The following is a 24,972-nucleotide window of genomic DNA, read 5'->3' as shown; positions in this document are numbered from 1 at the left end:
AGGCAGGCGGTCGGCGCGGCGTCTTCGGTGCCAACGCGGCCCCCGCCACCGGGCGGCCGAAAGCAACAGCCGTGTGAAGAAGTTGCGATGGCCGGGTGACAGCGGTGTGTGGGCCACATCCGCGCACGCCGAGGCCGGGTGACACCAGGGGCTGACGGCCGCCGCGGGCCCGGGGGCACCGCGGGCGACATTGGCGGGGACGCGACGGTCCGCTCCCGGCGGAACGCGGCCCACCGTTTGCCCGCAGGGCCGCATCCCGGCCAACTGCCTGTTTTGAGCCGGGCGTTGAGGCGTCCGGGCTGCTTCGCCAGGCGGGGCCCGCTCGACGGGGGCAGAGGCGGCACGCGTCCCTCCGGCAACTCGTTGCTTCCCGCTTCTGGTCTGCGCGACCTACCGGACGGTATACAGACTCAGTCGAACCGAGGGGAGGATCCATGACGAAGGACATCCGTCCGGCGGACAGGACGAGAGGCCGGCGGCGCGCCGCGGTGCTCGGGGCGGCGCTGGGCGGTTGCGCCCTCGTCGCCGCCTCGACGGCCCCGGCCGCCGCACACTCCGGCGGGCCCGGCCGCGCGCCCGACTACGTGGCCCTCGGCGACTCCTACACCTCGGGCCCGGGCATCCCCGGCCAGGTGGACGCCAACTGCGCCCGCTCCGACCACAATTACCCCTCCCTGGTGGCCGCACAGCGCAAGGCGGCCGTCTTCACGGACGTCAGCTGCGCCGGCGCGACGACCGCCGAGATGTGGCAGGCACAGGGCAGCAACGCACCCCAACTGGACGCGGTGGGGCGGGACACGGATCTCGTGACGGTTCAGATCGGCGGCAACGACGTCGGGTTCGGCCCGGTCATCAGTACATGCGTCCATCTCGCCGCCCAGGACCCCACGGGCAGTCCGTGCGAGCACTCCTACCAGGCATCCGGCCAGGACCAGTTGGTCCTCGCGATCATCCGGACCGCGCCGAAGGTCGACCGGGTGCTGCGGGCCGTGCACGCCCGGGCGCCGCACGCCCGGGTGGTCGTCGTCGGCTACCCGGACCTGCTGCCCGACGACGGCAGTGGCTGCTTCCCCCAAGTCCCGTTCGCGCAAGGGGACTTCCCCTATCTGCGGGACACCGAGAAGCGCCTGAACCTGATGCTGCGGCTGGTGGCCGCCGTCAACCGGGCCGAGTACGTCGACACGTACGGCCCCACGGTCGGCCACGACATGTGCAAGTCGCCCGCGGACCGCTGGATCGAGCCGCTCCAGCCCGCCTCCCCCGCGGCACCGGCACATCCCAACGCCAAGGGGGAACAGGCCATGGCCCAGGCGGTCCTGGACCGCCTCGGCCGGCACCGCGGGCGCGGCTGAGCTTAGGCGGTCAGCCGCCGAGCGCGCTCTGCACCACGGCCTTGGCCTCCTCCTGCACCCGGGCGAGGTGGTCGGGGCCGAGGAAGGACTCGGCGTAGACCTTGTAGACGTCCTCGGTGCCCGAAGGACGCGCCGCGAACCAGGCGTTGTCCGTGGTGACCTTGATCCCGCCGATGGCCGCGCCGTTGCCGGGTGCCTCGGTGAGGACGGCCGTGACCGCCTCTCCGGCGAGCGTGTCGGCGCCGACCCGCGCCGGGGACAACGTGCCGAGAAGCGCCTTCTGTTCGCGGGTCGCGGGCGCGTCGACACGGGCGTAGGCGGGTTCACCGAAGCGGGCGGTCAGGCGGGCGTAGTGCTCCGACGGGGTCTGGTCCGTGACGGCCGTGATCTCGGAGGCGAGCAGGGCCAGGATGATGCCGTCCTTGTCGGTGGTCCACACCGAGCCGTCGCGGCGCAGGAAGGACGCGCCGGCCGACTCCTCGCCGCCGAACCCGAGGGTCCCGCCGGCCAGTCCGTCCACGAACCACTTGAATCCGACCGGGACCTCCACCAGTTGACGGCCCAGGTCGGCGGCGACCCGGTCGATCATCGTCGAGGAGACCAGCGTCTTGCCGATGCCGGCGCCGGCGGGCCACCGGTCGCGGTGCCGGTAGAGGTAGGAGATGGCGACCGCGAGGTAGTGGTTGGGGTTCATCAGGCCGGCGTCCGGGGTGACGATGCCGTGCCGGTCGGCGTCGGCGTCGTTGCCGGTGGCGATGCGGTACTGGTCGCGCCGCTCGATGAGCGAGGCCATCGCGTACGGCGAGGAGCAGTCCATCCGGATCCGGCCGTCCCAGTCCAGCGTCATGAACCGCCAGGTGGGGTCGGTGTGCGGATTGACCACGGTGAGGTCGATGCGGTGCTGTTCGGCGATCCGGCCCCAGTAGCCGACCGAGGCGCCGCCGAGCGGGTCGGCGCCGATGTGTACCCCGGCCGCACGGATCGCGTCGAGGTCCAGCACGCTCGGCAGATCGCCGACGTAAGTGCCGAGGAAGTCGTACCGGCCGGTCGTCCCGGCGGCGAGCGCCCGGGCGTACGGCACCCGGCGTACGTCCTTCAGGCCGCCGGAGACGATCTCGTTGGCCCGGTCCTGGATCCGTGCGGTGGCGTCGGAGGCCGCCGGGCCGCCGCTCGGCGGGTTGTACTTGAAGCCGCCGTCGGCGGGCGGGTTGTGCGACGGGGTGACCACGACGCCGTCGGCGAGAGCCGAGGTCCGGCCGCGGTTGTGGGTGAGGATGGCGTGCGAGACGGCGGGGGTGGGCGTGTAACCGTCGGCGCTGTCGATGAGCACGCTCACGCCGTTCGCGGCGAACACCTCCAGGGCGGTGACCCTGGCGGGCTCCGACAGGGCGTGCGTGTCGGCGCCCAGGAAGAGCGGTCCGTCGGTGCCCTGGGCGGCACGGTACTCGCAGATGGCCTGGCTGGTCGCGGCGATGTGGTCCTCGTTGAAGGCGCTCGCCAGGGAGGAGCCCCGGTGCCCGGAGGTGCCGAACGCGACCCGCTGTCCGGGGTCGGCCGGGTCCGGGTGCAGCGCGTAGTACGCCGTGACCAGCCGGGCCACGTCGACAAGGTCCTCGGGGCCGGCCGGCCGGCCCGCTCGCTCGTGCGGCATGAGTCCGTTCCTCCGCCTCGGTGTGATCGACATCCGTGTGACCGATCGCTCCCCGCCCATCTTTCTCGTCAGGGCCCTGACACGCGAGTGCGCCCGCCTCAGGAGCCGGTTCCCCTGGTTCCCCCCGTTGCGCGCACGGCAGGCCGCCGGGCCGCGCCCGGTGTCCCGGGAACGGCACCCGACGGCCTGTCCTCGGACTTCCTGTCCGGCGCCTGGCAGGTCAGCCGATGTGGTAACTGTCCCCGTACACCTTCCAGTCGAGCGGGGTGTCCAGGTCGAGGTTGCCCTTGCGCAGGAAGACCCGCTGTTCGGTGTCGACCCGGCTGGTGTCGCTGTGCGCCTCCTCCTGCTTCATGGCCCACACCCGGGCGTCGAGGAAGGCGTCCAGGTACGTCGTCTCGTCGCCGCCCTGCGCCGGCGGCTGGGCGCTGCGCAGGGCCCGCTTGCGGATGTTGCCGAAGCTGGTGGGGTCGTCGCCGTTGCCGTGCATGACGATGGCGTCGTAGTAGCAGAACTGGCCGAGGGTGCGCAGGCCGTCCGCCTTGCCCTGGGCGACCGCGGGGTTGAAGTAGACGCGGTCGCGTTCGTCGTTCTGGCACTGCTGGAACACGGCGTCCTGGGCGGCCTTGCGCCAGTCCTTGGGGAAGTTCGGGTCGAGGCCGGCGTGCGAGTCGCTGCCGTTGACCTTGCGCAGCGCGGGCAGGTACTTGGCGAGGATGTTGCCGGGCTTGCGGTCGGCGTAGAGCTGGACGACCTCGAGCATGTCGCCGGTGCCGGAACAGAAGCCGATGATGCCGGCCGTGTAGCCGCGCCCGTCGCCGATGTCCTCGATGTACTTGTACTGGGCCTTCCAGTCGAGCGAGGAGTTCTCCGCGCTCGAGACGAGTTCCATGGCGATCTCCTTCTTCGCCGGGTCGTCGAGGCCCGTCGACGCCGCCCGTGCCGTCGGTGCCGCGCTCGCGCGCTGGGTGCCGATCAGGGCACCGGAGGCGACGGCGGCGCCGAGCAGGGCGACGACGGTCCGGCGGGAGACGGCGGCGGGGGCTGTTTCGCGGTCTGCGTGCACCACAGGGACTCCAAGTCAAGGCGGGGGGTGGGGAGTTGGTCCATACCGGCACTGGTAGGAAAGTTTCCTATCAGAGAGGCGACAAGCCGGTAACCCGCTTCGGGTGAAGTTCGTAGGATCGAACAACCACTGCCGCCGGGAATGGCCGTCCGCGCCCCGCCGGGAAGCCCGTGCCCGATTAAGAAGCGGAACCGCTCAATCCCATCCGGGACGGCGGTTGGACTTGCGCGGCGCGCGGACGCAGGGTGGACGGGCCCGCCCGCACAGGGAGGGGCGACCCCCTACGGCACCACCCGGAGAAGACCCGATGACCCACGTCGCGGACCCCGCTCGCTACGACGGCACCATGCGCTACCGGCGCACCGGCCGCTCGGGACTGGACCTGCCGGTCCTGTCGCTCGGCTACTGGCACAACTTCGGCGACGACCGCCCGTTCGAGACCCAGCGCGAGATCGCCCTGCGCGCCTTCGACCTCGGGATCACCCACCATGACCTCGCCAACAACTACGGCCCGCCGTACGGCGCGGCCGAGCTGAACTTCGGCCGGCTGCTCAAGCGGGACCTCGCGCCGTACCGGGACGAGCTGGTGATCTCCACCAAGGCCGGCTGGGACATGTGGCCCGGCCCCTACGGGCAGGGCGGTGGCTCGCGCAAGTACGTGCTGGCCTCGCTGGACCAGTCGCTGCGCCGCATGGGCGTGGACTACGTGGACATCTTCTACTCCCACCGGCTGGACGCGAGCACGCCGCTGGAGGAGACGATGGGCGCGCTCGACACCGCCGTACGCCAGGGCAAGGCCCTCTACGTCGGCATCTCCTCCTACGACGCCGAGCGCACCCGGCAGGCGGCCGCGATCCTGCGCGAGCTGGGCACCCCACTGCTGATCCACCAGCCGTCGTACAGCATGCTCAACCGCTGGATCGAGACCGACGGGCTGCTGGACGCGGCCGAGGAGGAGGGCTTTGGCGTCATCGGCTTCACGGCGCTCGCCCAGGGGCTGCTGACGGGCCGTTACCTCGACGGGGTGCCGCAGGACTCGCGGGCCGCGCAGGGCACGTCGTTCGACGCCTCCTGGCTCACGGAGGACATGCGGCACCGGCTGCGCGCCCTCAACGACATCGCGGCCCGGCGCGGCCAGACCCTGGCCCAGCTGGCGCTCGCCTGGGCGCTGCGCGACGAGCGGGTGACGTCGCTGGTCATCGGCGCCTCGCGGACCGAGCAGCTGGAGCAGAACGTCGCGGCTCTGCAGAACCTCGGCTTCAGCGCCGAGGAGCTGGCCGAGATCGACAAGTACGCGGCCGACGGCGGCGTGGACCTGTGGCGGGAGGCCCGGCTGGGCCACCTCGGCTGACCGGCCCCGAGGTGCGCGGTCCTGGAAGAGGGGCACTCCGATGTGACATTCATCACTGACATATGGCATAAGTCGGACATACTGAAGTCACGGCTGACAGCGTTGTCATCGCCTCGCCCCAGCGCCGTTTCCACCGCGACTTCCGAGGAGCCGCAATCGCATGGCACACGGAGCCCACCTCAGCCCCCTTCTGCCTCCCCGCCCGGACCTGGCCCTCGCCCGCGACTGCGAGGTGTGCCTGGGCTGGGGAACCGTCGTCACGCGCGACGGGGACCACGAGCTGTGTCACGCCTGCCAGCCCGGCCTCGGCGACGACGAGAGCACCGCCCGCTTCGGCGCGTAGCCGCTCCGGGTCCCGGCCGCCGCCGGCGCGTGCGCGCAACCGACCGACCGGTTCGCCGGGACGTACCGTTGAATCATGTCCGCCCCTCCGCTCCCGGGCCCGCTGGCCCATCTGGCGCCGCTGCTCGAGCACTACGGGTACTGGGCGGTGGGGGCGGTGGTCCTGGTGGAGGACTTCGGGGTGCCCGCGCCGGGCGAGACGATCCTGCTGGCGGCGGGGGTGTACGCGGGCGCGGGGCGGCTGAACGTGGTGGCGGTGGCGGTCATCGCCTTCGTCGCGGCCCTCGTCGGGGACAACATCGGGTATCTGATCGGCCGGGTCGGCGGGCGGGCGTTCGTGCACCGGTGGGGGAAGTACGTCTTCCTGACGCCGGAGCGCTTCGCGGTGGCCGAGGAGTTCTTCGCCCGGCACGGCGGCAAGATCGTGACCGTGGCCCGCTTCATCGAGGGGCTGCGCCAGGCCAACGGCATCATCGCCGGCACCTCGGGCATGCACTGGCGCCGCTTCCTCGCGTTCAACGCGCTCGGCGCGGCGCTGTGGGTGGGCCTGTGGACGACTCTGGCCTACCTGGCGGGCAGTCACATCACGGTCATCTACGACGAGGTCAACCGCTATCTGCTGTACGTCGTCGGCGCCGCCGCCGTGCTCGTCGCGGCCCTCGTCGTACGGCACTTCGTGCGCAGGCGGCGCCACGGCTGACCCCGTCCTGCCGGGCCGTCGGTCGCCCGGGGGCACTCTCCTGCCCGGCGAGGGGCTTCGTCCAATCACTCCGTGACGGACAGCACGTCCGCCTGGCTGGGGAAGAACTTCCCGGCTCGCCCGCGACGAAGTTCGTCCATCACGAGGAGCGCGCTGCCCGCCACGAGCCGTGTCCGCTCGTGTCGTGCCCGCCCTCGGGGGTGTCGTCGTCGGCGCGTTCGTGGCCGCCGCGCAGGGCGGAGGCCAGCGCGGAGACCAGGGCCATGCCGGCCGCCACGCTGAAGACGATGCCCAGACCGTGGTGGAAGGGGCCGGAGACCAGTTCGGGGAAGAAGGTGTGGCCGGTGAGCGTGGCGCGCTGGGCCGCGGTCAGCCGGTCCAGGGTGCCGCCGGAGCCGAGCAGGTGGCCGATGGGGTTGGTGCCGAGGAAGGTGGCGAACAGGGTGCTGACCGGCGGCAGCGAGGCCACCTGGTGGGCGGTGCCCGCGGGCACGCCGTGGGCCTGCAGCCCGCCGGCGAGCGTCCTCGGCAGGGTACTGGCGAGGCCCGAGACCATCAGCGTGAAGAAGACACCGATGGACAGGGCCGTGCCCGAGTTCTGGAAGGTGGAGCGCATCCCGGAGGCCACGCCCCGGTAGCGGGCGGGCACGCTGCCCATGATGGAGGAGGTGTTGGGCGAGGAGAACATGCCCTGGCCCAGGCCGTTGAACAGCAGCAGTGTCGCGAAGGCGCCGTAGCCGAAGTTCACCGGCAGGGCGAGCAGGCCGAGGAAGGACGCGGCGACGACGAGCAGTCCGGCGGTGGAGAAGAGGCGGGCGCCGAACCGGTCGGACAGATAGCCGCAGACCGGGCCGGCGATCAGGAAGCCGAGGGTGAGCGGCAGCATGAAGATGCCGGCCCACAGCGGGGTGTCCTCGAAGTCGTAGCCGTGCAGCGGCAGCCAGATGCCCTGGAGCCAGATGATGAGCATGAACTGCAGTCCGCCGCGGGCGATCGCGGTCAGCAGGGCGGCCAGGTTGCCGGCGGCGAAGGCCCGCACCTTGAACAGCGACAGCCGGAACATGGGCTCGGCGACCCGGGTCTCGACGAAGCAGAACACCAGCAGCAGGAACACTCCGCCGGTCAGACCCGTGAGCACCCAGGGGTTGGTCCAGCCGGTGGGGTGGCCGCCGTAGGGCTGGATGCCGTAGGTGATGCCGGCGAGCAGGATGCCGGCGCCGGTGGCGAAGGTGACGTTGCCGAGCCAGTCGATCCGGCCGCGTCCGCCGGCCGCGGTCTCGCGCAGGCTCAGATACGACCAGACGGTGCCGGTGATGCTGACAGGGACGCTCACCCAGAACACCGCCCGCCAGTCGACCGCGGCCAGCAGACCGCCGGCGAGCAGACCGAGGAACTGCCCGGCGAGCGCGGTGATCTGGTTGACGCCGAGGGCCATGCCGCGCTGGCGGGCCGGGAAGGCGTCGGTGAGGATGGCCGCCGAGTTGGCGGTGAGCATGGACCCGCCGAAGGCCTGCACGACGCGCAACAGGATCAGCCACAGCGCGCCCGCGCCGGCCCGGAACGGGTCGAGGGACAGGGCGACGGAGGCGCACGCGAAGACCAGGAAACCGAGGTTGTAGATCCGGACCCGGCCGAACATGTCGCCGAGCCGGCCGAGGACGACCACCAGTACGGCCGAGACCAGCAGATAGCCGAGGATCATCCACAGCAGGTAGCCGATGTTGCCGGCCGCGAGCGGGTCCAGCCCGATGCCGCGGAAGATCGCCGGCAGCGAGATGATCACGATGGAGGCGTCCATCGTGGCGATCAGCACGCCGAGCGTGGTGTTGGACAGGGCGACCCACTTGTAGCCGGGGCCCGGCGGTGTGTCCCGCAGGCGGGCGGAGCGGGCCACCAGCCGGCCGCGGATGCCGCCGCCGAGGCCGTCCGGCGCGGACCGGGGGCCGCTCACAGCCGCTGCGCCAGTCGGTCGAGCAGGGGCAGGACGTCGTACAGGGCCTGCCTCTCCTGCGGGGTGAACTCGTCCAGGGCGTGGGCCAGCCGGCCCACGGACTCGGAGCGGCGCTGCTCCACCACGGTCTCTCCCTCGCTGGTGAGCGAGACGATGGCCCGGCGCCCGTCGGCGGTGTCGGGCGTGCGGCGCACCAGCCCGCGCTGTTCCAGCCCGGCGATCGTGGTGGCCATCGCCTGCGGCCGGACCCGCTCCAGCTCGGCGAGCGAGCCGGGCGAGTCCGGGCCGGTGCGGGCGAGCCTGGCCAGCACCGAGACCTCGGAGAGCGACACGTCCCCGACCGCGTGCGCCTGGCGCAGTCGGCGGACGATGCGGCCCATGGTCAGCCGGAGTTCGGCGGCGAGTGCAACGGTGTCCATGCGTACTAACGATAGGTTTATCAGTCTGGACTGTTCAATCAAGCGTAAGTAATGACGCGAGTGTCCCGGCCGGTGTCACGAGCGGGTCGACTCGTAGTCGCGCAGTGCGGGCGCGTGTGTGGCCCGGGTTGCCGGGCGCATGGCCAGGGTGAGGACGGCCAGGCCGGCGAAGATGACGGCGGCTACGACTCCGATGACGTGCAGACTGGCGGTGAACGCCTCCCGCGCGCTGTGCAGCAGTTCGGCGCGCTGTCCGGCCGGAAGGTGCCGGCCGGCGGCGATCGCGCCGGCCAGCGAGTCGGACGTGCCGTGCATCCGGTCGCGGTAGACCACCGCGGCCAGCACGCCGAGCAGCGCGAAGCCGAGCGAACCGCCGAAGTAGTTGCCGGTCTCCGACATCGACGCCGCCGAGCCGGCCCGCTCCGCGGGTACGGATCCGACGACCAGTCCGGTGCCGAGCGCGAACAGCGGGCCGGTGCCCAGCGCCAGCACGGCGATCCCGGTCATCACCAGCGGCAGGCCGCTCGTCGCGCGGACACCGGTCAGCAGAAGGCCGCCCAGGGCCGACGCCGTCAGCCCGCCGGCGATCGCGGTCGTGTGCCGCATCCGCCGCGCCAGCGCCGGCGCGGTCAGCGTGCCGACCGCCACGCCCAGTCCCATGGGGGCGAACAGCAGCGCCGACGTGAGCGGCGAGTGACCCAGCACGCTCTGCAGGTACTGGGTCACCAGCAGGCCCGTGCCGGCCATGGCGATACCGGCGAAGACCAGCGCGACCAGGACGGCCGTGAACGGGCGGTTGCGCAGCAGCCGCAGGTCCAGCAGCGGTGCGGGAAGCCGCAGTTGACGGCGGACGAACAGCAGGCCGACGGCGGCGCCGACGACGAGGGCCACCGCCGGCCCGGCCGGGGCGCTCCCGACGGCCAGCTGCTTGACGCCGTAGATCAGCAGCAGCACGGCGACGAGCGACAGCGCCGCACTGGCCGGGTCCGGCCGCCCGGCCCGGTCGCTGCGGAACTCCGGCAGCAGGACGGGCCCGGCGAGCAGCAGCACGAGCATCGCCGGTACGGCGGCCAGGAACACCGAGCCCCACCAGAAGTGCTGCAGCAGCAACCCGGCGAGCACCGGGCCGAGCGCGCCGCCGGTGAACTGGCAGGTCGCCCAGATCGCGATGGCCTTCCCGCGCTGTCGCTCGTCGCGGAACATGTTGGTGATCAAGGCGAGGGTGGAGGGCGCCAGGGTCGCACCGGCGACGCCCAGCAGCGCGCGTACGACGATCAGCATCAGCGGGCTGACCGCGAAGGCCGCCGCGACCGACAGCACCACGAAGGCCGCCGCGCCGGTCATCAGCAGCCGCCGCCGGCCGATCCGGTCGCCCAGCGTGCCCATCGTGATGACGAGGCCCGCCACCATCAGTCCGTAGCTGTCACTGATCCACAGCTGCTGGACGTTGCCGGCGCCGAGGTCGGCGCTCAGCCGCGGCAGCGCGAGGAGCAGTGCCGTCATGTCCATCGCGACGAGCAGAGTCGGCAGCATCAGGACGGCCAGTCCCAGCCATGCCCGGTTGACCCGCATCACGGTGACTCCCTGTTCTCTCGGTTCTCATCGGTCTCGACGTCCCCGGTGGGTCGGGGACGTCCCGGCGGTGGGTCGGAGCGGCCGGGAGCTTCTTGACACGGGGCCGGCGGAAATCTCCGTGGCGGCGGAAAACTCGTGGGAATCTTCGGGCGGGGGATGTCAAGACGGCTGCAGCGGCTCCGACCAACCGGTCGAAGGGGCCCCGGCCGGGGCCCGCGCACCACGAGGAGCACGAGGAGCACGCGATGAAGTTCCTGATCGGCCTGCACATCAACCCGGCCGTGCTGGACGCGCTGACCGACGAGGAGAAGGCGGCCATCGGCGACGGCCACACCAAGTTCATCGAGGAGCTGAAGCAGTCCGGCGAGCTGATCGTCACGCAGGCGCTGGTCGACCCGTCGCAGGCCGCCGTGGTCCGCGTCCGGGACGGCCGGCCGGTGGTGACCGACGGCCCCTTCCTGGAGGCCAAGGAGTACCTGGGCGGCTTCTACCTGATCGACTGCGAGAACAAGGAGCGGGCGATCGAGCTGGCGGCACGGATCCCGGACACCAGGATCGCGGGCCTGGGGGTCGAGGTGCGGCAGGTGATGTTCTCCGAGGGACAATTGGAGGCATGACAGCACCGGCGATCGAGGACCTGCTGCGTGACCTCACCCCGCGGGTCCTCGGTGCGCTGGTGCGCCGGTACGGCCGGTTCGAAGGGTGCGAGGACGCCGTTCAGGAGGCCGTTCTCGCCGCTGCCGTGCAGTGGCCGGACGAGGGCGTACCGGACAGTCCGCGCGCTTGGCTGACGACGGTCGCGTCCCGGCGGCTGATCGACCAGATGCGCAGCGACCACGCGCGACGCGAACGGGAGTCGGCGCTGGCCGCCGAAGTGTCCCCCGGCGACGTACCGGACACCGACGACACGCTCGTCCTGCTGTTCCTGTGCTGTCACCCGACGCTGACCGCGGCGTCCCAGACCGCCCTGACGCTCCGCGCGGTCGGCGGCCTGACCACGGCCGAGATCGCGCGCGCCTTCCTGGTGCCGGAGGCCACGATGGCGGCCCGGATCAGCCGGGCCAAGCAGCGCATCAGGGCCGCCGGCAGCTCGTTCGGCCTGCCGGAGGGCCCGGAGCGCGAGGAGCGGCTGCGGGTCGTGCTGCACGTGCTCTATCTGATCTTCAACGAGGGCTACACCGCCTCCTCGGGCAGCGAGCTGCAGCGCACCGGCCTCGCGCACGAGGCGATCCGGCTGACCCGGACGGTGCACGCGCAGCTGCCGGACGACGACGAGGTGACCGGGCTGCTCGCGCTGATGCTGCTCACCCACGCCCGCCGGGAGGCGCGGACGACGGCGGCCGGTGACCTGGTGCCGCTCGCCGAGCAGGACCGCGAGCGGTGGGACCGCGCGCTGATCGAGGAGGGACTGGAGCTGGTCAGGACGGCGCTGGCCGGCCCGGCGCTGGGGCCGTACCAGCTGCAGGCCGCCATCGCCGCCACGCACGCCGACGCGGCCACGGCCGAGGAGACCGACTGGCCGCAGGTGTACGCGCTGTATCTGATCCTGGAACGGATCGCGCCGAACCCGATGGTCACCCTCAACCGCGCGATCGCGCTCGCCGAGACCGAGGGTCCGGCGGCCGGGCTGGCCCTGCTGTCCGAGCTGGACGACGACGGACGGCTCGCCGGGCACCACCGCCTGCTGTCCGTCCGGGCGCATCTGCTGGAGCGGACGGGCGACACGGCCGGGGCGTACGAGCACTACCGCAGCGCCGCGAAAGCCACCGCCAGCATCGCCGAGCAGCGCTATCTGGAGTCCCGGGCGAGCCGGGTCGCACGCCTCGCGTCCCCGGTGCCGCCACCGGTGCGGCCCTGAGCCGGGGCGTGGCACTAGCGGGCGGGCCCGGGTGGCTCACCGGGATCCCCTGCGCCAGAGCCCGTCGTCCGGGCCGTCGGGATCCCCTTGCGGGCGTGGCGGCGGGGCCTCGCCGGCGGTGAGGTGTTCCAGGACCTCGACGAGTTCCTGGCAGGCCTGCTCCACCGAGCGGCGGGTGTTGCGCTGCTCGGTGATCACGGCCGACAGCAGGAGCGCGGTCAGGGCCATCGAGCCGTTGAACGCCTGGAGCTTGGCCATGACCTCGACCGGGCTCAGCCCGGCGAACGCGCCGACGGCGTCCGTCGCGGCCACCGTGGCCAGCACGGAGCACAACAGCGCGCACAGCGCGCTGCCCACGAGCTGGAAGCGCAGGGCGGACCAGATCAGGAGCGGGTAGACGAGGTAGAGCAGGCTGAGCGAGCTGTAGACGGCCACCGGCACCAGACAGCAGGCGACGACCGTCAGCGCGGCCGCCTCCTTCCAGCGGGCCAGGGACGGCGGCCAGCGGGCGCCGCAGAGCAACAGCAGCAGCGGGGTGACGATCAGGACGCCCATCGCGTCGCCCACCCACCAGGCCAGCCAGACCGGCGGGAAGCTCTGCGCGGCCAGCTTGTCCATGACGACGAGGAGCCCGACGCCCACGGTCGAGCTGATCAGCATGGCGCCGAACGCGGCCAGGAACACCAGGGCGAGGCCGTCGCGCAGCCGGCCCAGGTCGGTGTGGAAGCGGGCCCGGCGCAGCAGGAGCGCAGCGCACACCGGTGCGCCGGTCTGGCCGGCGAGGGTGCCGAGCACGTCGAGGCGGGGCATGGTGATGGACAGCACGACGAAGAAGGCGCCGAGCGTGATGCCGGGCCAGCAGCGCATCCCGAGGATCAACAGCGCGGCGACGGCGACGCCGCTGGCGGGATAGATGGGGGTGACGACGGCGCCCTCGACGACCAGTTCGCGCATGAGTCCGAGCCGGCCCGCGCCGAAGTAGCAGGCCGCGACGGCCACCACCTGGAAGGCGTAACCGCCCGGCCGGCGCAGATCCTCGATACCCACCACAGCAGCAATCTCACACCGGCACCCCCGGCTCGGCGAGACGAGAGCGGGTGCCGTCCGGCCCTATGGCCTAATGCCGCCCGACACCACACGAACGGCCCGGCCGGCCCCAGCCACAGGGCGCGAGGCACGAGGCACGAGGCCGGCCGAGGCCGCAGAAGCAGGCCCGCCCGGGCCGACGACAACACACGCGCGGCCGGGACGGGGCCCGTCCGGGCCGGCGACGCAGCGGTCCGGACCGAAGGAGCAGGCTCGCCCAGGTCTGCGTCAGGACCCTCACGACCGGTGGCACGGTGCGTCCAGGCCGACGACGAGGACGGCCGCGTCGTCCTCGTGGCCGACGCTCTCGGCGCCCTTGATCACGGCGGCGGCCAGCGACTGGGGCTTCAGGCTCGCGACGGCGGCTATCCCGGCCAGGCGCACCACCTGGTCGAGGCCGTCCTCGATGGTCAGTGAGGGGCCTTCGACCACGCCGTCGGTGAGCAGGACGAACACACCGCCCGTGGTCAGCCGGTGCCGGGTCACCGGGTACGACATGCCGGTCTCGATGCCGAGCGGCGGCCCGCCCTCGTCGTCGACGACGCCGGACTTGCCGTCCGCCGTGGCCCACACGAAGGGGATGTGACCGGCGCGGGCGCTCTCCAGCACCCCGGTGACCAGGTCGAGGCGCATGAAGGTGCAGGTGGCGAAGAGGTCGCTGCCCAGGGAGAGCAGCAGGTCGTTGGTGCGGGCGAGGAGTTCGCCCGGGTCACTGGTGACGGAGGCGAGGGCGCGCAGTCCGGCCCGGACCTGGCCCATGAAGGCGGCGGCCTCGATGTTGTGTCCCTGGACGTCGCCGATGGCCAGCCCTATCCGGCCGTCGGGCAGGGCGAAGGCGTCGTACCAGTCACCGCCCACGTTGAGTCCGAGGTTGGCCGGGGTGTACCGAACGGCGAGATGCAGCCCGGGGGCGGTGGGCAGGTCCCGGGGCAGCATGCCGCGCTGCAGGGCGATGGCCAGCTCGACCTGGCTGCGCTGCAGCTCCGCGCGCTCGCGTGCCTGGGCGGTGAGCGAGCCGAGTCGGGCCAGCAGTTCGTCGCCTTCGTCCGTGGAGCGCTTGCGGGGCATCGATCACTTCCGGCAGGGCGGTGACCTTCCCAGGCCATCTGCCTGAATTTCTGGCAAACGTCTAGATTTTACCGATATCTCTTGATCGTGCTCCCGGACGGGGTCCGGATGCGAGGTCGATTCCGGTATCCGTTCCGCTCCCCCGGACGGTGGACGTGCCCGTGTCGGGGCCCGGGCCGGGCCGTACCGGAGTGGGAGATTACGGCTGCGGCCCCGGGCCGCTCCTTCTCTCACCCCCTTTTCACCCCCACGGAGGGACCCCACCATGCGCCTGTGCCGTCCGCTCGTCGCCGTTCTCGGCGGACTCGCCCTCGCTCTGACCACCACCGGCACCGCGCTCGCGGCGGACGGCACGTTCATCTGGGTCGGCCCCCAGGGCAAGGCGTACGCCCTCGACAACCCGCCCCAGCACAAGTGCCTCGACATGGCGCAGGAGGCGCGCGCCGCCCGCAACGCCACGAAGAAGGCCCTGGTCGTCTACGCGCAGAAGAAGTGCAAGGGGTCGGCGACCCGGCTCGCCCCCGGCCAGTCGGCGCCCAGCGGCGCGCGCTTCGCCAGCGTGGTGTTCGACCCGCGCTGACCTGCACCCCACGCCGACAACGGGTGGCACGCTCGCGCGACCAGGCGCCGGCGTGCCACCCGTGTCCAGTCCTGGGACGGCCAGGTGCAGCGCCGACGCCGAGGGCCGGGCGGGCGGCCGCTCACCGGTGCCACCAGCACCCTGTTGATGACACCGGCACTCCCCTACGCCGAGCCCGGGCGGGCGTGAGCAGCAGCCCGGGTCACAGCCTGCGGAGACTCAGAGCGGGGACTTGGCCACCGTCGTCAGATAGGCACCGAACAGCAGAGACGTGATGGTGAGGGCGCCGTAGACGAGGACCGCGTGGGCCGGGCGCAGCCGCCAGGTCCGGGCGAGCGCGCGGGCCATGGGGATGAGCAGCGGGAAGGCCGGCAGCAGGAAACGCGGCTTGGAGGAGAAGGAGCCGGATCCGCCGACCACGAGCAGGATCAGGACCCCCGAGAAGACCACCAGAGCCAGCGGGGCACGCTCCAGGCACAGCAGCGCGAACAGCAGGACGCCCGCCGCGACTATCACCAGGGCCATCGGGTAGACGACGCCCCCGCCGTGCAGCAGCAGGCCCTTGACGAACCGGGCCGAGCCGATGCCGAAGTCGAATTTGGAGTCCCAGGCGCTCTGCACCTTGAAGTAGCCGCCGAGCAGGTCTCCGGTCTGACTGCCCACCCACAGCACGTAGCCGAGCCAGCCGAGCGGGGCCAGCACGGCGCCGGCCCACAGGCTCACCGGAACCCGGCCGCGGCGGCGCCACGCCTCCCAGGCGGCGGCCAGGGAGACGGCCACCGCGATCGCGAAACCGCTGGGCCGGGCGAGGCCCGCCAGCGCGGCCAGCGTTCCGGCCCACAGCCAGTTGCCCTTGATCACGTGGTACAGGGACCAGATGGCGAGCGCGGCGAACAGCGACTCGGTGTAGGCGATGGTCAGTTCGGCGGCGTGCGGCATGGCGGCCCACAGGGCGACCAGTGCGGTGGCGACGCCACGTCCGTAGAGGTGGTGGCCGATGGCGTAGACGCCGTACGCCGCCACGACCGCGCAGATCCAGGAGATGAGGAGGGCGGCCTGGCCGGGGGTCAGCGGCAGGACCGTGGTCAGCGCCCTGATCATGCCCGGGTACAGGGGAAAGAACGCCCAGTCGGCCTGGACGGCGCCCTGCGGGGTGATCCAGATCTTGTGGCCGTAGCCCTCGGCGGCGATGTGCAGATACCAGCGGGAGTCCCAGGAGTGGGCGAGGGTCTTGACCAGCGGGTGGCCCCGCGCCGCGTTGGTGAGGATCATCGCCAGGACCCCGGCGAACCGGACTGCCGTGAACAGAGCGAGGGCCGGCAGCACGCCCTCGGGGGTCCCTCGCCGGACGATCCGGGGCAGGGCCGGACGACGCGGGGGACCGGACGGGACGGCCGACTCGGGCCGGGGTACGGATGAGGTGCTCACCCTCTTGACCTTGAACACGCCTGGTAAGACGTGCAATCCGCGACCCGGGTTTCTTACACACTTCCACCCTGATTCAGGAAATTCCTCCTTGTCTCAGAAACAGGGCAAACCACCCGTATCGGCATCCCGTCGACGGTGCCCGGAGTGATCGACACAGCATGTGGTAAACATATGAGCGCTGCCTAGCTCGAAAGATGGATGTTGTGACTGTCAACGACGACTCGTTCACCAACTGGAAGATCCGCGAGGAGATCGCGGAGTCGATGATCCCGCTCATCGGGAAGCTGCACCGCGAGCGGGACGTGACCGTCCTGCTGCACAGCCGCTCCCTGGTGAACAAGTCGGTGGTCAGCATCCTGAAGACGCACCGCTTCGCGCGGCAGATCGCCGGCGCGGAGCTGTCCGTCACCGAGACCATGCCGTTCCTGCGGGCCCTGACCGACCTCGACCTCGGGCCCTCCCAGATCGACCTCGGCCTGCTGGCCGGCATGTACAACGCCGACGACCGCGGGCTGAGCGTGGCGGACTTCACCGCCGAGGCCGTCGCCGGCGCGACCGGCGGCAACAAGATCGAGCGCCGTGAGCCGCGCGACGTCGTCCTGTACGGCTTCGGCCGCATCGGCCGCCTCGTCGCCCGCCTGCTGATCGAGAAGGCCGGCTCCGGCAACGGCCTCAGGCTGCGCGCCATCGTGGTGCGCGGTGGCGGCGGCCGGGCCACCGAGGATCTCGTCAAGCGCGCCTCGCTGCTGCGCCGCGACTCCATCCACGGCCAGTTCCACGGCACGATCACCGTGGACGAGGCGAACAGCGCCATCGTGGCCAACGGCAACGCCATCAAGGTGATCTACGCCGACGACCCGACGGCCGTCGACTACACCGAGTACGGCATCCGGGACGCCATCCTCATCGACAACACCGGCAAGTGGCGCGACCGCGAGGGCCTGTCCAAGCACCTGCGCCCCGGCATCGAGAAGGTCGTGCTGACCGCGCCGGGCAAGGGCGACGTCCCGAACATCGTGCACGGCGTCAACCACGACACCGTCAAGCCGGACGAGCAGATCCTGTCCTGCGCCTCGTGCACCACCAACGCCATCGTCCCGCCGCTGAAGGCGATGGACGACGAGTACGGCGTGCTGCGCGGCCACGTGGAGACCGTCCACTCGTTCACCAACGACCAGAACCTGCTGGACAACTACCACAAGTCCGAGCGCCGTGGCCGTTCCGCGCCGCTCAACATGGTGATCACCGAGACCGGTGCCGCCTCCGCCGTCGCCAAGGCGCTGCCGGAACTCAAGGCGAAGATCAGCGGCAGCTCGATCCGCGTCCCGGTGCCGGACGTCTCGATCGCGATCCTCAACCTCCAGCTGGCCCGTGAGACCACCCGCGAGGAGGTCCACGACCACCTGCGCGAGGTCTCGCTGACCTCGCCGCTGCGCCGCCAGATCGACTTCACCACGGCGCCCGACGCGGTCTCCAGCGACTTCATCGGCTCGCGCCACGCCTCGATCGTGGACGCCGGCGCCCTCAAGGTCGACGGCGACAACGCGATCCTCTACCTGTGGTACGACAACGAGTTCGGTTACTCCTGCCAGGTCGTCCGGGTCGTCCAGCACGTCTCGGGCGTCGAGTACCCGACGTTCCCGGCCACGGCCGTGTGATGCCGTAGCCCTCGGACACGACGGCCGCCGACCGGGGTTCCGGTCGGCGGCCGTCCTGCTGGGGCAGGTGCGCTCACGCCTTCGAGGGCTGGGCGCAGCCGCCCGCGGCGCACGTGGTGAGCCACTGGTCGAAGTCGGCGTCGTAGCGGGTGCCGATGCCGTCGTGGTAGACGGCGTATCCGCCGGCGTAGTCACCGGTGCGGAAGCGGGCGAGCATGTGCTGGACGTCGTCGGGGTGGTGCTCGGCCATGTAGCGCACGGCGAGGTAGCCCCACGGGTAGGTGCGGGTCGTGTCGCTGTTGGCGTAGGTGTTCTCGAAGAGCGTGCTCAGCGTGTACGTGTGCTTGCCGGCCTCCTGGACCGCCTGGTCGTCGGCCAGCCCCCGGTAGCCGTAGGAGACGTACTCGGCCAGGCCCTCGATCCACCACACGTCCGGCACCGAGGTCTGCGTGGCGAAGTCGCCCTTCATGTCGTCACGGCCGTCGAGGAAGTGCGTGTACTCGTGGTTGAGGTTCCAGATCCGGGCCGTGAATCCGTCGTCGGAGCCCTTCTGGTACATGATCGACGTGGTCTGGTTGCCCGGGTCGGACGGGTTGCCGTCGAGCGTGATGCCGCCATTGTCGGTGCTGACGCCGTAGATGGCGCCGGCGTAGGTCTGGTAGTCGGCGCGGCTGGCGAAGACGACGAGCTGGATGGTGGAGGCGTACTGGCCGGGTATCGGCCCGTCGGCCTTGACCAGGTTCCGGAAGTAGGCGTCCTGGTTCAGCACGCTGGCGCACACGGCGGCGAGGTCGTCGGCCGTCAGTGACTCGGCGCGGACGGTGTGCGCCGCGTCGCAGTGGTGGGTGACGGGCAGGGCGGCGGCGGTGAGCCTGGCGGGCAGGTCGCAGACGTCGTAGTACGCGCAGTCGGCACCGTCGTAGGCACTCGCCTGTGTGGCCACCGCGACCCACAGTGCGGCCGTGGGGCCGGTCATCTCCGACTCGTCCAGCAGGTCCTTGGCCAACGGCCGTACGTCCGACTGGAGTTCGGGGTGCTCCACGTAACGGGCCAGGTTCATGCCCGCGTTGGAGTCCAGGAAGGCCAGATCGGTGCCGAGCAGGTCGGTGTGGTCCAGCGCGAAGTCGTGCAGGGTGTCGGTGACCGACGGGTCGGCGGCAACCGCCTGGACGTAGTCGGGGTTCCAGTTCCCGCGCCACAGCGGGGTGTAGACGTCGTTGACCGCCCTGACCATGCTGTCCACGGTGTCGTACGAACTGTCGTAGTCGCTCAACAGCCGCTGGTAGACGGGGAGATAGCGGCCCTGCTGGTCGGCGCTGTCGGTGAGGACGACGGTCTCGCCGAGGATGTCGCCGTTGGCCGCCGTCACGTCGTAGGCGTGCGAGCGGGCGAAGAAGGCGTCCAGTCCGGTGGTGACGGCCGTGGTGAGACGGGAGGTGTACGGGCCCACGTCCGCCGAGTGGTTGAACTGGACGTAGTATCCGGCCCGCAGGAACAGGACCAGTTGCTCCAGGCCGCCGGAGTCGTCACCACGGTACTGCGCGGCGGCGCGGGTGAACGCGGCCGCCACGGTGAGCATCTGGGGCTGGCGGAAGATGCCGTGCGCGTCCTGGCCCGTGACCGCGAAGAGGGTGTTCACACAGTCCGTGGTCGAGGCCTTCACGAAGGCGGCGAGGGCGGAGCCGGTACGGCTGCCGAAGTCGGCCGGGGTGCACGAGGCCGCCTTGGCCGCTCTCCGCGCCGGGCGGGCCGACAGGGGCTGGATCGGCGGGAGTTGGGCCGGACTGAGCCGACGGGACTGGTTCGCGGGGCGCTCGGTGGCAGCGGCGGTGGCACCGGCCGGCGACGGCACGGAGGTGCGCGCGCGGGGCACGGCCGCCGTACCGGAGGGCGGCCGGGGTGCGGCCAGTGCCGGCGCGGAGAGCAGGCCGGCCATGGTGACGCAGACGGCGGCGGCACCGGCCATGCGTGCGGCCGTTCGGCCGCGTCCGCGTCCGGGCAGCGCGAAGCGATAGCGCATCTGGGTTCCTCCACGAAGGGATGCGCCTCGGTGGGGTGTTGAGGCGTGTGAGGCACTGTCTCAGCGGGCCTCCCGACCAACAATGCCGTGTGACATAGCACATGACACTGACGTCTCATAACATCGCGACGCGCGCTTGACGTGCCGTTGTGCCGCTACGCCCCGGTGACGCTCCAGGTGCGCGAGGCCCAGGCCCGCAGGTGCGGTGCCTGGGCGACGAGATCGCGGTACGCGGCCATGGCGGACTGGGACAGCGCCTCCAGCACCTCGTCGTCGACGGTGTCGGGCCGCCAGACCAGCACGTAACGGCACCACAGCGGCGAGCCGACCAGCGGCTTGACCACGACGTGCGGGATCGGCCGCAGCGTCGGCTGCACCAGGGACACCCCGAGGCCGTCGGCGATCATGCTCTGCAGCTGGCCCTGGTCGCCGAGGAACTCGTGGACCGTGACCGGGGTGAACCCGGCCGCCGCGCAGGCCTCGTAGAACACCCCGGGCCAGCCGGCACCGTCGTCCGGGGTCACGAACCACGCGTCCTCGGCCAGGTCCGCCAGCTGCACCTGGGCGCACTGCCGCAGCCGGTGCCGGGCGGGCAGGGCGACGAACGTCGGCTCGGTGACGATCCCGCGGTGCTTCACGGCGTCCGAGTGGCGCAGCTCCATCCCCGGGTAGTCGGCGGCGATCGCGGCGTCCGCCCCGCCCTCCTCCAGCAGCTCCACGATCCGTGAGGACGCGTAGACGCTGGTGACCGCGAGGTTCACGTCCGGCAGCCGGGTACGGACGCGGGAGACGGTGCCGGACAGCATGGGCGAGTTGGTCGCGGCCACGCGCAGGGTACGGCGCGGCCGTGCGGCCAAGGTGCGGTGGCCTATGGCGTCGGCGCGGGCCAGCACGTCCCGGGCCTGGGCGACCACCTCGGCGCCGTAGGGGGTGGGACGTACTCCGCTCGTTCCGCGTTCGAAGAGCGGCTCGCCGAGGTGGCGCTCGATGCGGCGCAGCTGGGTGCTCACGGCGGGCTGCGAGTAGCCGAGCTGTGTCGCCGCCCGCCCCACACTGCCGGCGTCGGCGATCGCGCACAGCACCCGCAGATGCCGCAGCTCCAGCTCCATCGCGCCCCTCCTCGTCTCGTCCGCCGCCCGGAAAACCCGCGCTCACCGCCGCGCCGTCCCTGGTCACGCCCGGCGGTCGAAGCGTTCCATTGTCCCCTACCGGGCACAAGCCGCAGGTCAGCCGAGGTCACACCGCGGCGCCCTGGGGTGCGGGCGGGGGGACGGTGGCGGCTGCGGGCCTCAGCGTCGGCTCAGTACCTCCGCGACCCGGATGAATCCGTCCGTGCCGTGGCCGAGGCCGACGACGCGCCGGGCCATGCCCTCGGCCGCGCGCATCACGGCCGCGTCGATGCCGTGGGACTCGGAGACGGCGACGACATGGGACATGGCCGACACGGCCGAGGTGATGGGGTTGATCTCCCCGGAGTAGGTGCCCTCGTCGGCGTCCCGGGCGAACCCGGCGAACAGCGGCGGCAGGATCGCGCCGATGCCCTGCGCGAAAGGAGCCAGTTCCCCGGCGGTGACGCCCTCCGCCCGGGCGATCGCCACGGCGTGGGCGTAGCCCGCCATCGCGGTCCAGAAGATGTCGAGCAGCGCGATGTCGAACGTGGCTGCCCGCCCGATCTCCTCGCCGAGGTGGGTGTGCGTGCCGCCGAGCGCCTCCAGCACCGGGCGGTGCTCGTCGTACAGGGACCGCGGCCCGCTGTGCAGGAAGACTGCCTCCGGTGTTCCGATGCTGGGCGCCGGGGTCATGATCGCGCCGTCCAGGTAGCGGATCCCGTGGGCAGCGGCCCAGTGGGCCGTGTCCCGGGCGCGCGCCGGGGTGTCGGCGGTCAGATTCACGAGGGTGCGGCCCTTCAGCACGCGGGAGACGGGTGCGGCCCGCACCAGGGCGTCGACCGCGTCGTAGTCCACCACGCAGACCACCGTCACGTCGGAGGCGGCCACGGCCTCCTCGGCCGCTCCCGCGCCTACGGCGCCGCGCGCGATCAGCTCCCGGTCCTTGCCCGGCGTGCGGTTCCAGACCGTCGTACTGAGCCCCGCCTTCAGGAACGCGGCGGCCAGCGAGCGGCCCATGGGGCCGAGACCGAGCACGGTGACGGCAGGAAGATCCGGGGACACGGACATGTTCCAACTCCTGTACGTGTAGCGGAAAGTGGCCGAACGGCCCGGTCAGGAACCCAAGGGGAAGCCGATGACACGCAGCCGCGCCCAGGACCCGGACGTCTGCGGGGTGACCGCCGCGATCGCTGTGATCGACGGCAAGTGGAAGACATCCCTGCTGTGGCTGCTGGAGTCCGGACCGCACCGGCCCGCCGCCCTGCGGCGCCGGCTGCCGGGGCTGAGCGAGAAGGTGCTGACGCAGGCGCTGCGCGAGATGGAGGAGGACGGCCTGGTGCACCGGGAGGTGCACGACGTGCTGCCGCCGAAGACCGTCTACTCGCTGACCGATTTCGGCCGTGACCTGTCCGAGGCCCTGGGCCCCGTCTCGGACTGGGGACACCGCCGCCTGGTCCGGCTCCGCGAACGCGAGCGACCGGCGGCCCGCTGACGGGCTGCCGCTGTCGTCACCTCCCCTTCGTCGTGCCGCCGAGCCGCTGGCCTCGGGAAAAAGTCTCTCCCGGCCACGTGCCGGCTGCCAAGTACGCACAAAAAAGTGGGTGTTCGCGAAGGCGGACACGCGAGAGGGGCGGCCCGCAGCAGCGCGGACCACCCCTCGGCAAGGCCCTCGGCCCCGTCAGGGGTCAAACCGTCTCACCAGGACCGGTCAATAGGCCCGGCCCACCACCGCGACGACCCCCGGTTCGTCCTCACTCGCCGGCACCTGGCCGTCCGCCGTGACCAGGCACCGCACCGACATGCCCAGCTCGTTCAGCCCGGCCTCGCCGGCCGGGCCCAGTGCCTCCCAGGGGATACGGGCCCAGCCGCCGCTCGCGGCCTCGGCGGCCTCCTCGATCGTGGTCACCTCGACCGTGCGGTCCTCACGGCGCCGGCGGGACTGCGCCAGCAGCAGGGCCTGGTCGTCCGCCAGCACCCCGGGCAGCAGCGAGGGCAGCGCCGCGGCGGCGACCGGCTCCTTGCTGCCCGGGATGCGGCGGACCAGTACGGCGGTGCCGTGCTCCAGCTCGCGCGGGCCCACCTCGATCCGTACGGGCACGCCCTTCAGCTCCCAGTCGACCGCACGCCGGCCGAAGGGCACGTCGGTGCGGTCGTCGACGTGGACGCGCACGCCGGCCTCCCGCAGCCGCTCGCCGAGCGCGCGGACGGCGGACGACACCTCCTCGTCGCCCTTGACGGCGAGGACCACCGCCTGGACCGGTGCCAGCCGGGGCGGGACGCGCAGCCCGTCGTCGTCACCGTGCGCCATCACCAGCGCGCCGATCATGCGGGTGGTGGAGCCCCAGGAGGTCTGCCAGACGTACTCCTGGCACCCGTCCTTCGACAGGTACCGCGTGTGGAACGCCTTGGCGAAGTTCTGGCCCAGCTCGTGGCTGGTGACCATCTGGAGTGCCTTGCCGTCACCCATCATGCTCTCGAGCGTGAGGGTGTTGACCGCGCCGGCGAACCGCTCCCGTGCCGTCTTGCGCCCGGAGACGAAGTCCATGGCGAGGACGTCGCGCAGGAAGGCGCCGTAGACCTCGCTCTGGACGCGTGCCGCGAAGTCCCGGGCCTCCTCGTAGGTGGCGTGCGCGGTGTGGCCCTCCTGCCACAGGAACTCCGTGGTGCGCAGGAACAGGCGCGGGCGCAGTTCCCAGCGCACCACGTTGGCCCACTGGTTGATGAGCAGGGGCAGATCGCGGTAGCTCCGCACCCACTTGGCGAAGTACTCGTTGACGATCGTCTCGGAGGTGGGGCGGACCACGACGGGCTCCTCCAGCTCCTTGCCGCCCGCATGGGTGACGACCGCCAGCTCGGGCGCGAAGCCCTCGACGTGCTCGGCCTCCCTGGTCAGGTACGACTCCGGGATGAGCAGCGGGAAGTACGCGTTCTGGGTGCCGGTCGCCTTGATGCGGGCGTCCATCTCCTGCTGCATCCGCTCCCACAGGCCGTACCCGTACGGTCGGATGACCATGGTGCCGCGCACCGGGCCGTTGTCGGCCAGCTCCGCCTTGGTGATCAGGTCCTGGTACCAGCGCGGGAAGTCCTCCGCCCGGGGCGTGAGAACGGGTGCTTTTGCCATGCCGGGCAGGCTAGGACGACCGGTCGCCGCCGCGCGAACCAATTCCCGCCCGCGCTCTTGACCCGGTCGTGGAGCGCTGCCACTTTTTTATCGATACAAAGGATCTCGGGCCGACCCTGATCGGAGTACCGCGTGTCCACCGCCCCCGGCACCGTCACCGCCGCCACCACCGCCGCCACCGCCACCGCCACCGCCACCGCCACCGCCACCGCGATCATCAACCTCGACATCGAGGGGCCCACGATCAGCCGTCACCTGTACGGGCACTTCGCCGAGCATCTGGGCCGGTGTGTCTACGGCGGGTTCTGGGTCGGCGAGGACTCCCCGGTGCCGAACGAAGGCGGCATCCGCCTCGACGTCGTGGCCGCGCTGCGCGCGCTCGGCATTCCCAACCTCCGCTGGCCGGGCGGCTGTTTCGCCGACGAGTACCACTGGCGGGACGGCATCGGACCGCGCGAGCAGCGGCCCCGGATGGTCAACACCCACTGGGGGAACGTCGAGGAGAACAACCACTTCGGCACCCACGAGTTCATGGCGCTGTGCGAACTCCTCGGCGCCGAGCCGTACATCAGCGGCAACGTGGGCAGCGGCACCGTCCGCGAGATGAGCGAGTGGGTCGAGTACCTGACCCGGGACG

Annotated in this window: 21 protein-coding genes; 9 read left to right on the top strand and 12 right to left on the bottom strand. The window is 71.7% G+C overall.

Annotated elements, in window-relative coordinates; genetic code table 11:
- Positions 1 to 434: 434 nt before the first annotated feature.
- Positions 435 to 1,352 (top strand): SGNH/GDSL hydrolase family protein, encoded by a 918-nt coding sequence (locus A6P39_RS38050; protein WP_199840886.1) that lies wholly within the window; start codon positions 435 to 437, stop codon positions 1,350 to 1,352.
- A 10-nt stretch (positions 1,353 to 1,362) separates the two neighbouring features.
- On the opposite strand, the gene pgm is transcribed toward A6P39_RS38050, so the two are convergent.
- The gene (gene pgm / locus A6P39_RS38045) at positions 1,363 to 3,003 is read right to left on the bottom strand and encodes a phosphoglucomutase (alpha-D-glucose-1,6-bisphosphate-dependent) (RefSeq protein ID WP_067050339.1); all 1,641 of its coding nucleotides are present in this window, start codon (positions 3,001 to 3,003) and stop codon (positions 1,363 to 1,365) included.
- Positions 3,004 to 3,223: 220 nt separating this feature from the next.
- Positions 3,224 to 4,072 carry a chitosanase gene (locus A6P39_RS38040; protein ID WP_067050342.1) on the bottom strand — a complete coding sequence of 283 codons (849 nt, stop codon included), beginning with the start codon at positions 4,070 to 4,072 and terminating at the stop codon, positions 3,224 to 3,226.
- 304 nt (positions 4,073 to 4,376) lie between these two features.
- Here A6P39_RS38040 and mgrA point away from each other — a divergent pair, with 304 nt between their 5' ends.
- The 3 genes from mgrA to A6P39_RS38025 all read left to right on the top strand — a co-directional run bounded on the left by mgrA (position 4,377) and on the right by A6P39_RS38025 (position 6,462).
- Positions 4,377 to 5,420 (top strand): L-glyceraldehyde 3-phosphate reductase, encoded by a 1,044-nt coding sequence (gene mgrA, locus A6P39_RS38035; protein WP_067050345.1) that lies wholly within the window; start codon positions 4,377 to 4,379, stop codon positions 5,418 to 5,420.
- A 160-nt stretch (positions 5,421 to 5,580) separates the two neighbouring features.
- Positions 5,581 to 5,763 carry a hypothetical protein gene (locus tag A6P39_RS38030; RefSeq protein ID WP_067050348.1) on the top strand — a complete coding sequence of 61 codons (183 nt, stop codon included), beginning with the start codon at positions 5,581 to 5,583 and terminating at the stop codon, positions 5,761 to 5,763.
- Positions 5,764 to 5,838: 75 nt separating this feature from the next.
- The gene (locus A6P39_RS38025; protein ID WP_067050351.1) at positions 5,839 to 6,462 is read left to right on the top strand and encodes a DedA family protein; all 624 of its coding nucleotides are present in this window, start codon (positions 5,839 to 5,841) and stop codon (positions 6,460 to 6,462) included.
- Positions 6,463 to 6,601: 139 nt separating this feature from the next.
- On the opposite strand, the gene A6P39_RS38020 is transcribed toward A6P39_RS38025, so the two are convergent.
- From A6P39_RS38020 to A6P39_RS38010, 3 genes are all read right to left on the bottom strand, one after another.
- Entirely contained in the window at positions 6,602 to 8,260 is a 1,659-nt protein-coding gene (locus tag A6P39_RS38020) for an MFS transporter (RefSeq protein ID WP_234379041.1), read from the bottom strand.
- A 149-nt stretch (positions 8,261 to 8,409) separates the two neighbouring features.
- Positions 8,410 to 8,832, bottom strand: coding sequence for a MarR family winged helix-turn-helix transcriptional regulator (locus A6P39_RS38015; RefSeq protein ID WP_067050354.1), 423 nt, complete (start codon positions 8,830 to 8,832; stop codon positions 8,410 to 8,412).
- 75 nt (positions 8,833 to 8,907) lie between these two features.
- A complete protein-coding gene (locus tag A6P39_RS38010) occupies positions 8,908 to 10,404 on the bottom strand; it encodes an MFS transporter (protein ID WP_067050357.1) in 1,497 nt (498 codons plus the stop codon).
- 248 nt (positions 10,405 to 10,652) lie between these two features.
- On the opposite strand from A6P39_RS38010, the gene A6P39_RS38005 reads away from it, so the two are divergent.
- Positions 10,653 to 11,024, top strand: coding sequence for a YciI family protein (locus A6P39_RS38005; RefSeq protein WP_067050360.1), 372 nt, complete (start codon positions 10,653 to 10,655; stop codon positions 11,022 to 11,024).
- Complete coding sequence (locus A6P39_RS38000) at positions 11,021 to 12,265, top strand: RNA polymerase sigma factor (RefSeq protein WP_067050363.1); 1,245 nt, start codon at positions 11,021 to 11,023, stop codon at positions 12,263 to 12,265. The genes A6P39_RS38005 and A6P39_RS38000 overlap by 4 nt, the downstream gene beginning before the upstream one ends.
- Before the next feature lie 36 nt (positions 12,266 to 12,301).
- Here the strand turns inward: A6P39_RS38000 and A6P39_RS37995 are convergent, their stop codons facing one another.
- Positions 12,302 to 13,315 (bottom strand): MASE1 domain-containing protein, encoded by a 1,014-nt coding sequence (locus tag A6P39_RS37995; protein ID WP_067050366.1) that lies wholly within the window; start codon positions 13,313 to 13,315, stop codon positions 12,302 to 12,304.
- A 273-nt stretch (positions 13,316 to 13,588) separates the two neighbouring features.
- Positions 13,589 to 14,419: a PP2C family protein-serine/threonine phosphatase gene (locus tag A6P39_RS37990; RefSeq protein ID WP_067050370.1), complete on the bottom strand. Its 831-nt coding sequence runs from the start codon at positions 14,417 to 14,419 to the stop codon at positions 13,589 to 13,591.
- A gap of 265 nt (positions 14,420 to 14,684) precedes the next feature.
- Here A6P39_RS37990 and A6P39_RS37985 point away from each other — a divergent pair, with 265 nt between their 5' ends.
- On the top strand, positions 14,685 to 14,999 hold the full coding sequence (locus A6P39_RS37985; RefSeq protein WP_067050373.1) for a hypothetical protein: 315 nt from the start codon (positions 14,685 to 14,687) through the stop codon (positions 14,997 to 14,999).
- Between the two features lie 219 nt (positions 15,000 to 15,218).
- Here the strand turns inward: A6P39_RS37985 and A6P39_RS37980 are convergent, their stop codons facing one another.
- Entirely contained in the window at positions 15,219 to 16,427 is a 1,209-nt protein-coding gene (locus A6P39_RS37980; protein ID WP_331454176.1) for a glycosyltransferase family 39 protein, read from the bottom strand.
- 203 nt (positions 16,428 to 16,630) lie between these two features.
- On the opposite strand from A6P39_RS37980, the gene A6P39_RS37975 reads away from it, so the two are divergent.
- Positions 16,631 to 18,085 carry a glyceraldehyde-3-phosphate dehydrogenase gene (locus A6P39_RS37975; RefSeq protein WP_067050379.1) on the top strand — a complete coding sequence of 485 codons (1,455 nt, stop codon included), beginning with the start codon at positions 16,631 to 16,633 and terminating at the stop codon, positions 18,083 to 18,085.
- A gap of 73 nt (positions 18,086 to 18,158) precedes the next feature.
- Here A6P39_RS37975 and A6P39_RS37970 read toward each other — a convergent pair whose 3' ends face one another.
- From A6P39_RS37970 to A6P39_RS37960, 3 genes are all read right to left on the bottom strand, one after another.
- Positions 18,159 to 20,105: a collagenase gene (locus tag A6P39_RS37970; protein ID WP_067050383.1), complete on the bottom strand. Its 1,947-nt coding sequence runs from the start codon at positions 20,103 to 20,105 to the stop codon at positions 18,159 to 18,161.
- Positions 20,106 to 20,260: 155 nt separating this feature from the next.
- Positions 20,261 to 21,214, bottom strand: a complete 954-nt coding sequence (locus tag A6P39_RS37965; RefSeq protein ID WP_067050386.1) for a LysR family transcriptional regulator — start codon at positions 21,212 to 21,214, stop codon at positions 20,261 to 20,263.
- 180 nt (positions 21,215 to 21,394) lie between these two features.
- Positions 21,395 to 22,282, bottom strand: coding sequence for an NAD(P)-dependent oxidoreductase (locus A6P39_RS37960; RefSeq protein ID WP_067050389.1), 888 nt, complete (start codon positions 22,280 to 22,282; stop codon positions 21,395 to 21,397).
- A gap of 67 nt (positions 22,283 to 22,349) precedes the next feature.
- On the opposite strand from A6P39_RS37960, the gene A6P39_RS37955 reads away from it, so the two are divergent.
- Positions 22,350 to 22,706, top strand: coding sequence for a winged helix-turn-helix transcriptional regulator (locus A6P39_RS37955; RefSeq protein ID WP_067050391.1), 357 nt, complete (start codon positions 22,350 to 22,352; stop codon positions 22,704 to 22,706).
- Positions 22,707 to 22,922: 216 nt separating this feature from the next.
- Here A6P39_RS37955 and proS read toward each other — a convergent pair whose 3' ends face one another.
- Positions 22,923 to 24,335 (bottom strand): proline--tRNA ligase, encoded by a 1,413-nt coding sequence (gene proS / locus A6P39_RS37950; protein WP_067050394.1) that lies wholly within the window; start codon positions 24,333 to 24,335, stop codon positions 22,923 to 22,925.
- Positions 24,336 to 24,972 lie beyond the last annotated feature (637 nt).

It is taken from the genome of Streptomyces sp. FXJ1.172, assembly GCF_001636945.3.
In the GTDB taxonomy this organism is placed as follows: domain Bacteria; phylum Actinomycetota; class Actinomycetes; order Streptomycetales; family Streptomycetaceae; genus Streptomyces.
The sequence above is the reverse complement of the archived record's forward strand: the minus strand, read 5'-3'. Positions and strand labels throughout refer to the sequence as shown.

What these genes read in the sequence shown, in the direction of transcription:
- A6P39_RS37960 (WP_067050389.1), bottom strand. Translation starts at nt 22,282, where the DNA reads ATGTCCGTGTCCCCGGATCTTCCTGCCGTCACCGTGCTCGGTCTCGGC.
- A6P39_RS37955 (WP_067050391.1), top strand. Translation starts at nt 22,350, where the DNA reads ATGACACGCAGCCGCGCCCAGGACCCGGACGTCTGCGGGGTGACCGCC.
- A6P39_RS38050 (WP_199840886.1), top strand. Translation starts at nt 435, where the DNA reads ATGACGAAGGACATCCGTCCGGCGGACAGGACGAGAGGCCGGCGGCGC.
- A6P39_RS38025 (WP_067050351.1), top strand. Translation starts at nt 5,839, where the DNA reads ATGTCCGCCCCTCCGCTCCCGGGCCCGCTGGCCCATCTGGCGCCGCTG.
- A6P39_RS38000 (WP_067050363.1), top strand. Translation starts at nt 11,021, where the DNA reads ATGACAGCACCGGCGATCGAGGACCTGCTGCGTGACCTCACCCCGCGG.
- A6P39_RS38020 (WP_234379041.1), bottom strand. Translation starts at nt 8,260, where the DNA reads ATGGACGCCTCCATCGTGATCATCTCGCTGCCGGCGATCTTCCGCGGC.
- A6P39_RS38015 (WP_067050354.1), bottom strand. Translation starts at nt 8,832, where the DNA reads ATGGACACCGTTGCACTCGCCGCCGAACTCCGGCTGACCATGGGCCGC.
- A6P39_RS38010 (WP_067050357.1), bottom strand. Translation starts at nt 10,404, where the DNA reads ATGCGGGTCAACCGGGCATGGCTGGGACTGGCCGTCCTGATGCTGCCG.
- proS (WP_067050394.1), bottom strand. Translation starts at nt 24,335, where the DNA reads ATGGCAAAAGCACCCGTTCTCACGCCCCGGGCGGAGGACTTCCCGCGC.
- A6P39_RS38005 (WP_067050360.1), top strand. Translation starts at nt 10,653, where the DNA reads ATGAAGTTCCTGATCGGCCTGCACATCAACCCGGCCGTGCTGGACGCG.
- A6P39_RS37965 (WP_067050386.1), bottom strand. Translation starts at nt 21,214, where the DNA reads ATGGAGCTGGAGCTGCGGCATCTGCGGGTGCTGTGCGCGATCGCCGAC.
- pgm (WP_067050339.1), bottom strand. Translation starts at nt 3,003, where the DNA reads ATGCCGCACGAGCGAGCGGGCCGGCCGGCCGGCCCCGAGGACCTTGTC.
- A6P39_RS37990 (WP_067050370.1), bottom strand. Translation starts at nt 14,419, where the DNA reads ATGCCCCGCAAGCGCTCCACGGACGAAGGCGACGAACTGCTGGCCCGA.
- mgrA (WP_067050345.1), top strand. Translation starts at nt 4,377, where the DNA reads ATGACCCACGTCGCGGACCCCGCTCGCTACGACGGCACCATGCGCTAC.
- A6P39_RS37970 (WP_067050383.1), bottom strand. Translation starts at nt 20,105, where the DNA reads ATGCGCTATCGCTTCGCGCTGCCCGGACGCGGACGCGGCCGAACGGCC.
- A6P39_RS38030 (WP_067050348.1), top strand. Translation starts at nt 5,581, where the DNA reads ATGGCACACGGAGCCCACCTCAGCCCCCTTCTGCCTCCCCGCCCGGAC.
- A6P39_RS37985 (WP_067050373.1), top strand. Translation starts at nt 14,685, where the DNA reads ATGCGCCTGTGCCGTCCGCTCGTCGCCGTTCTCGGCGGACTCGCCCTC.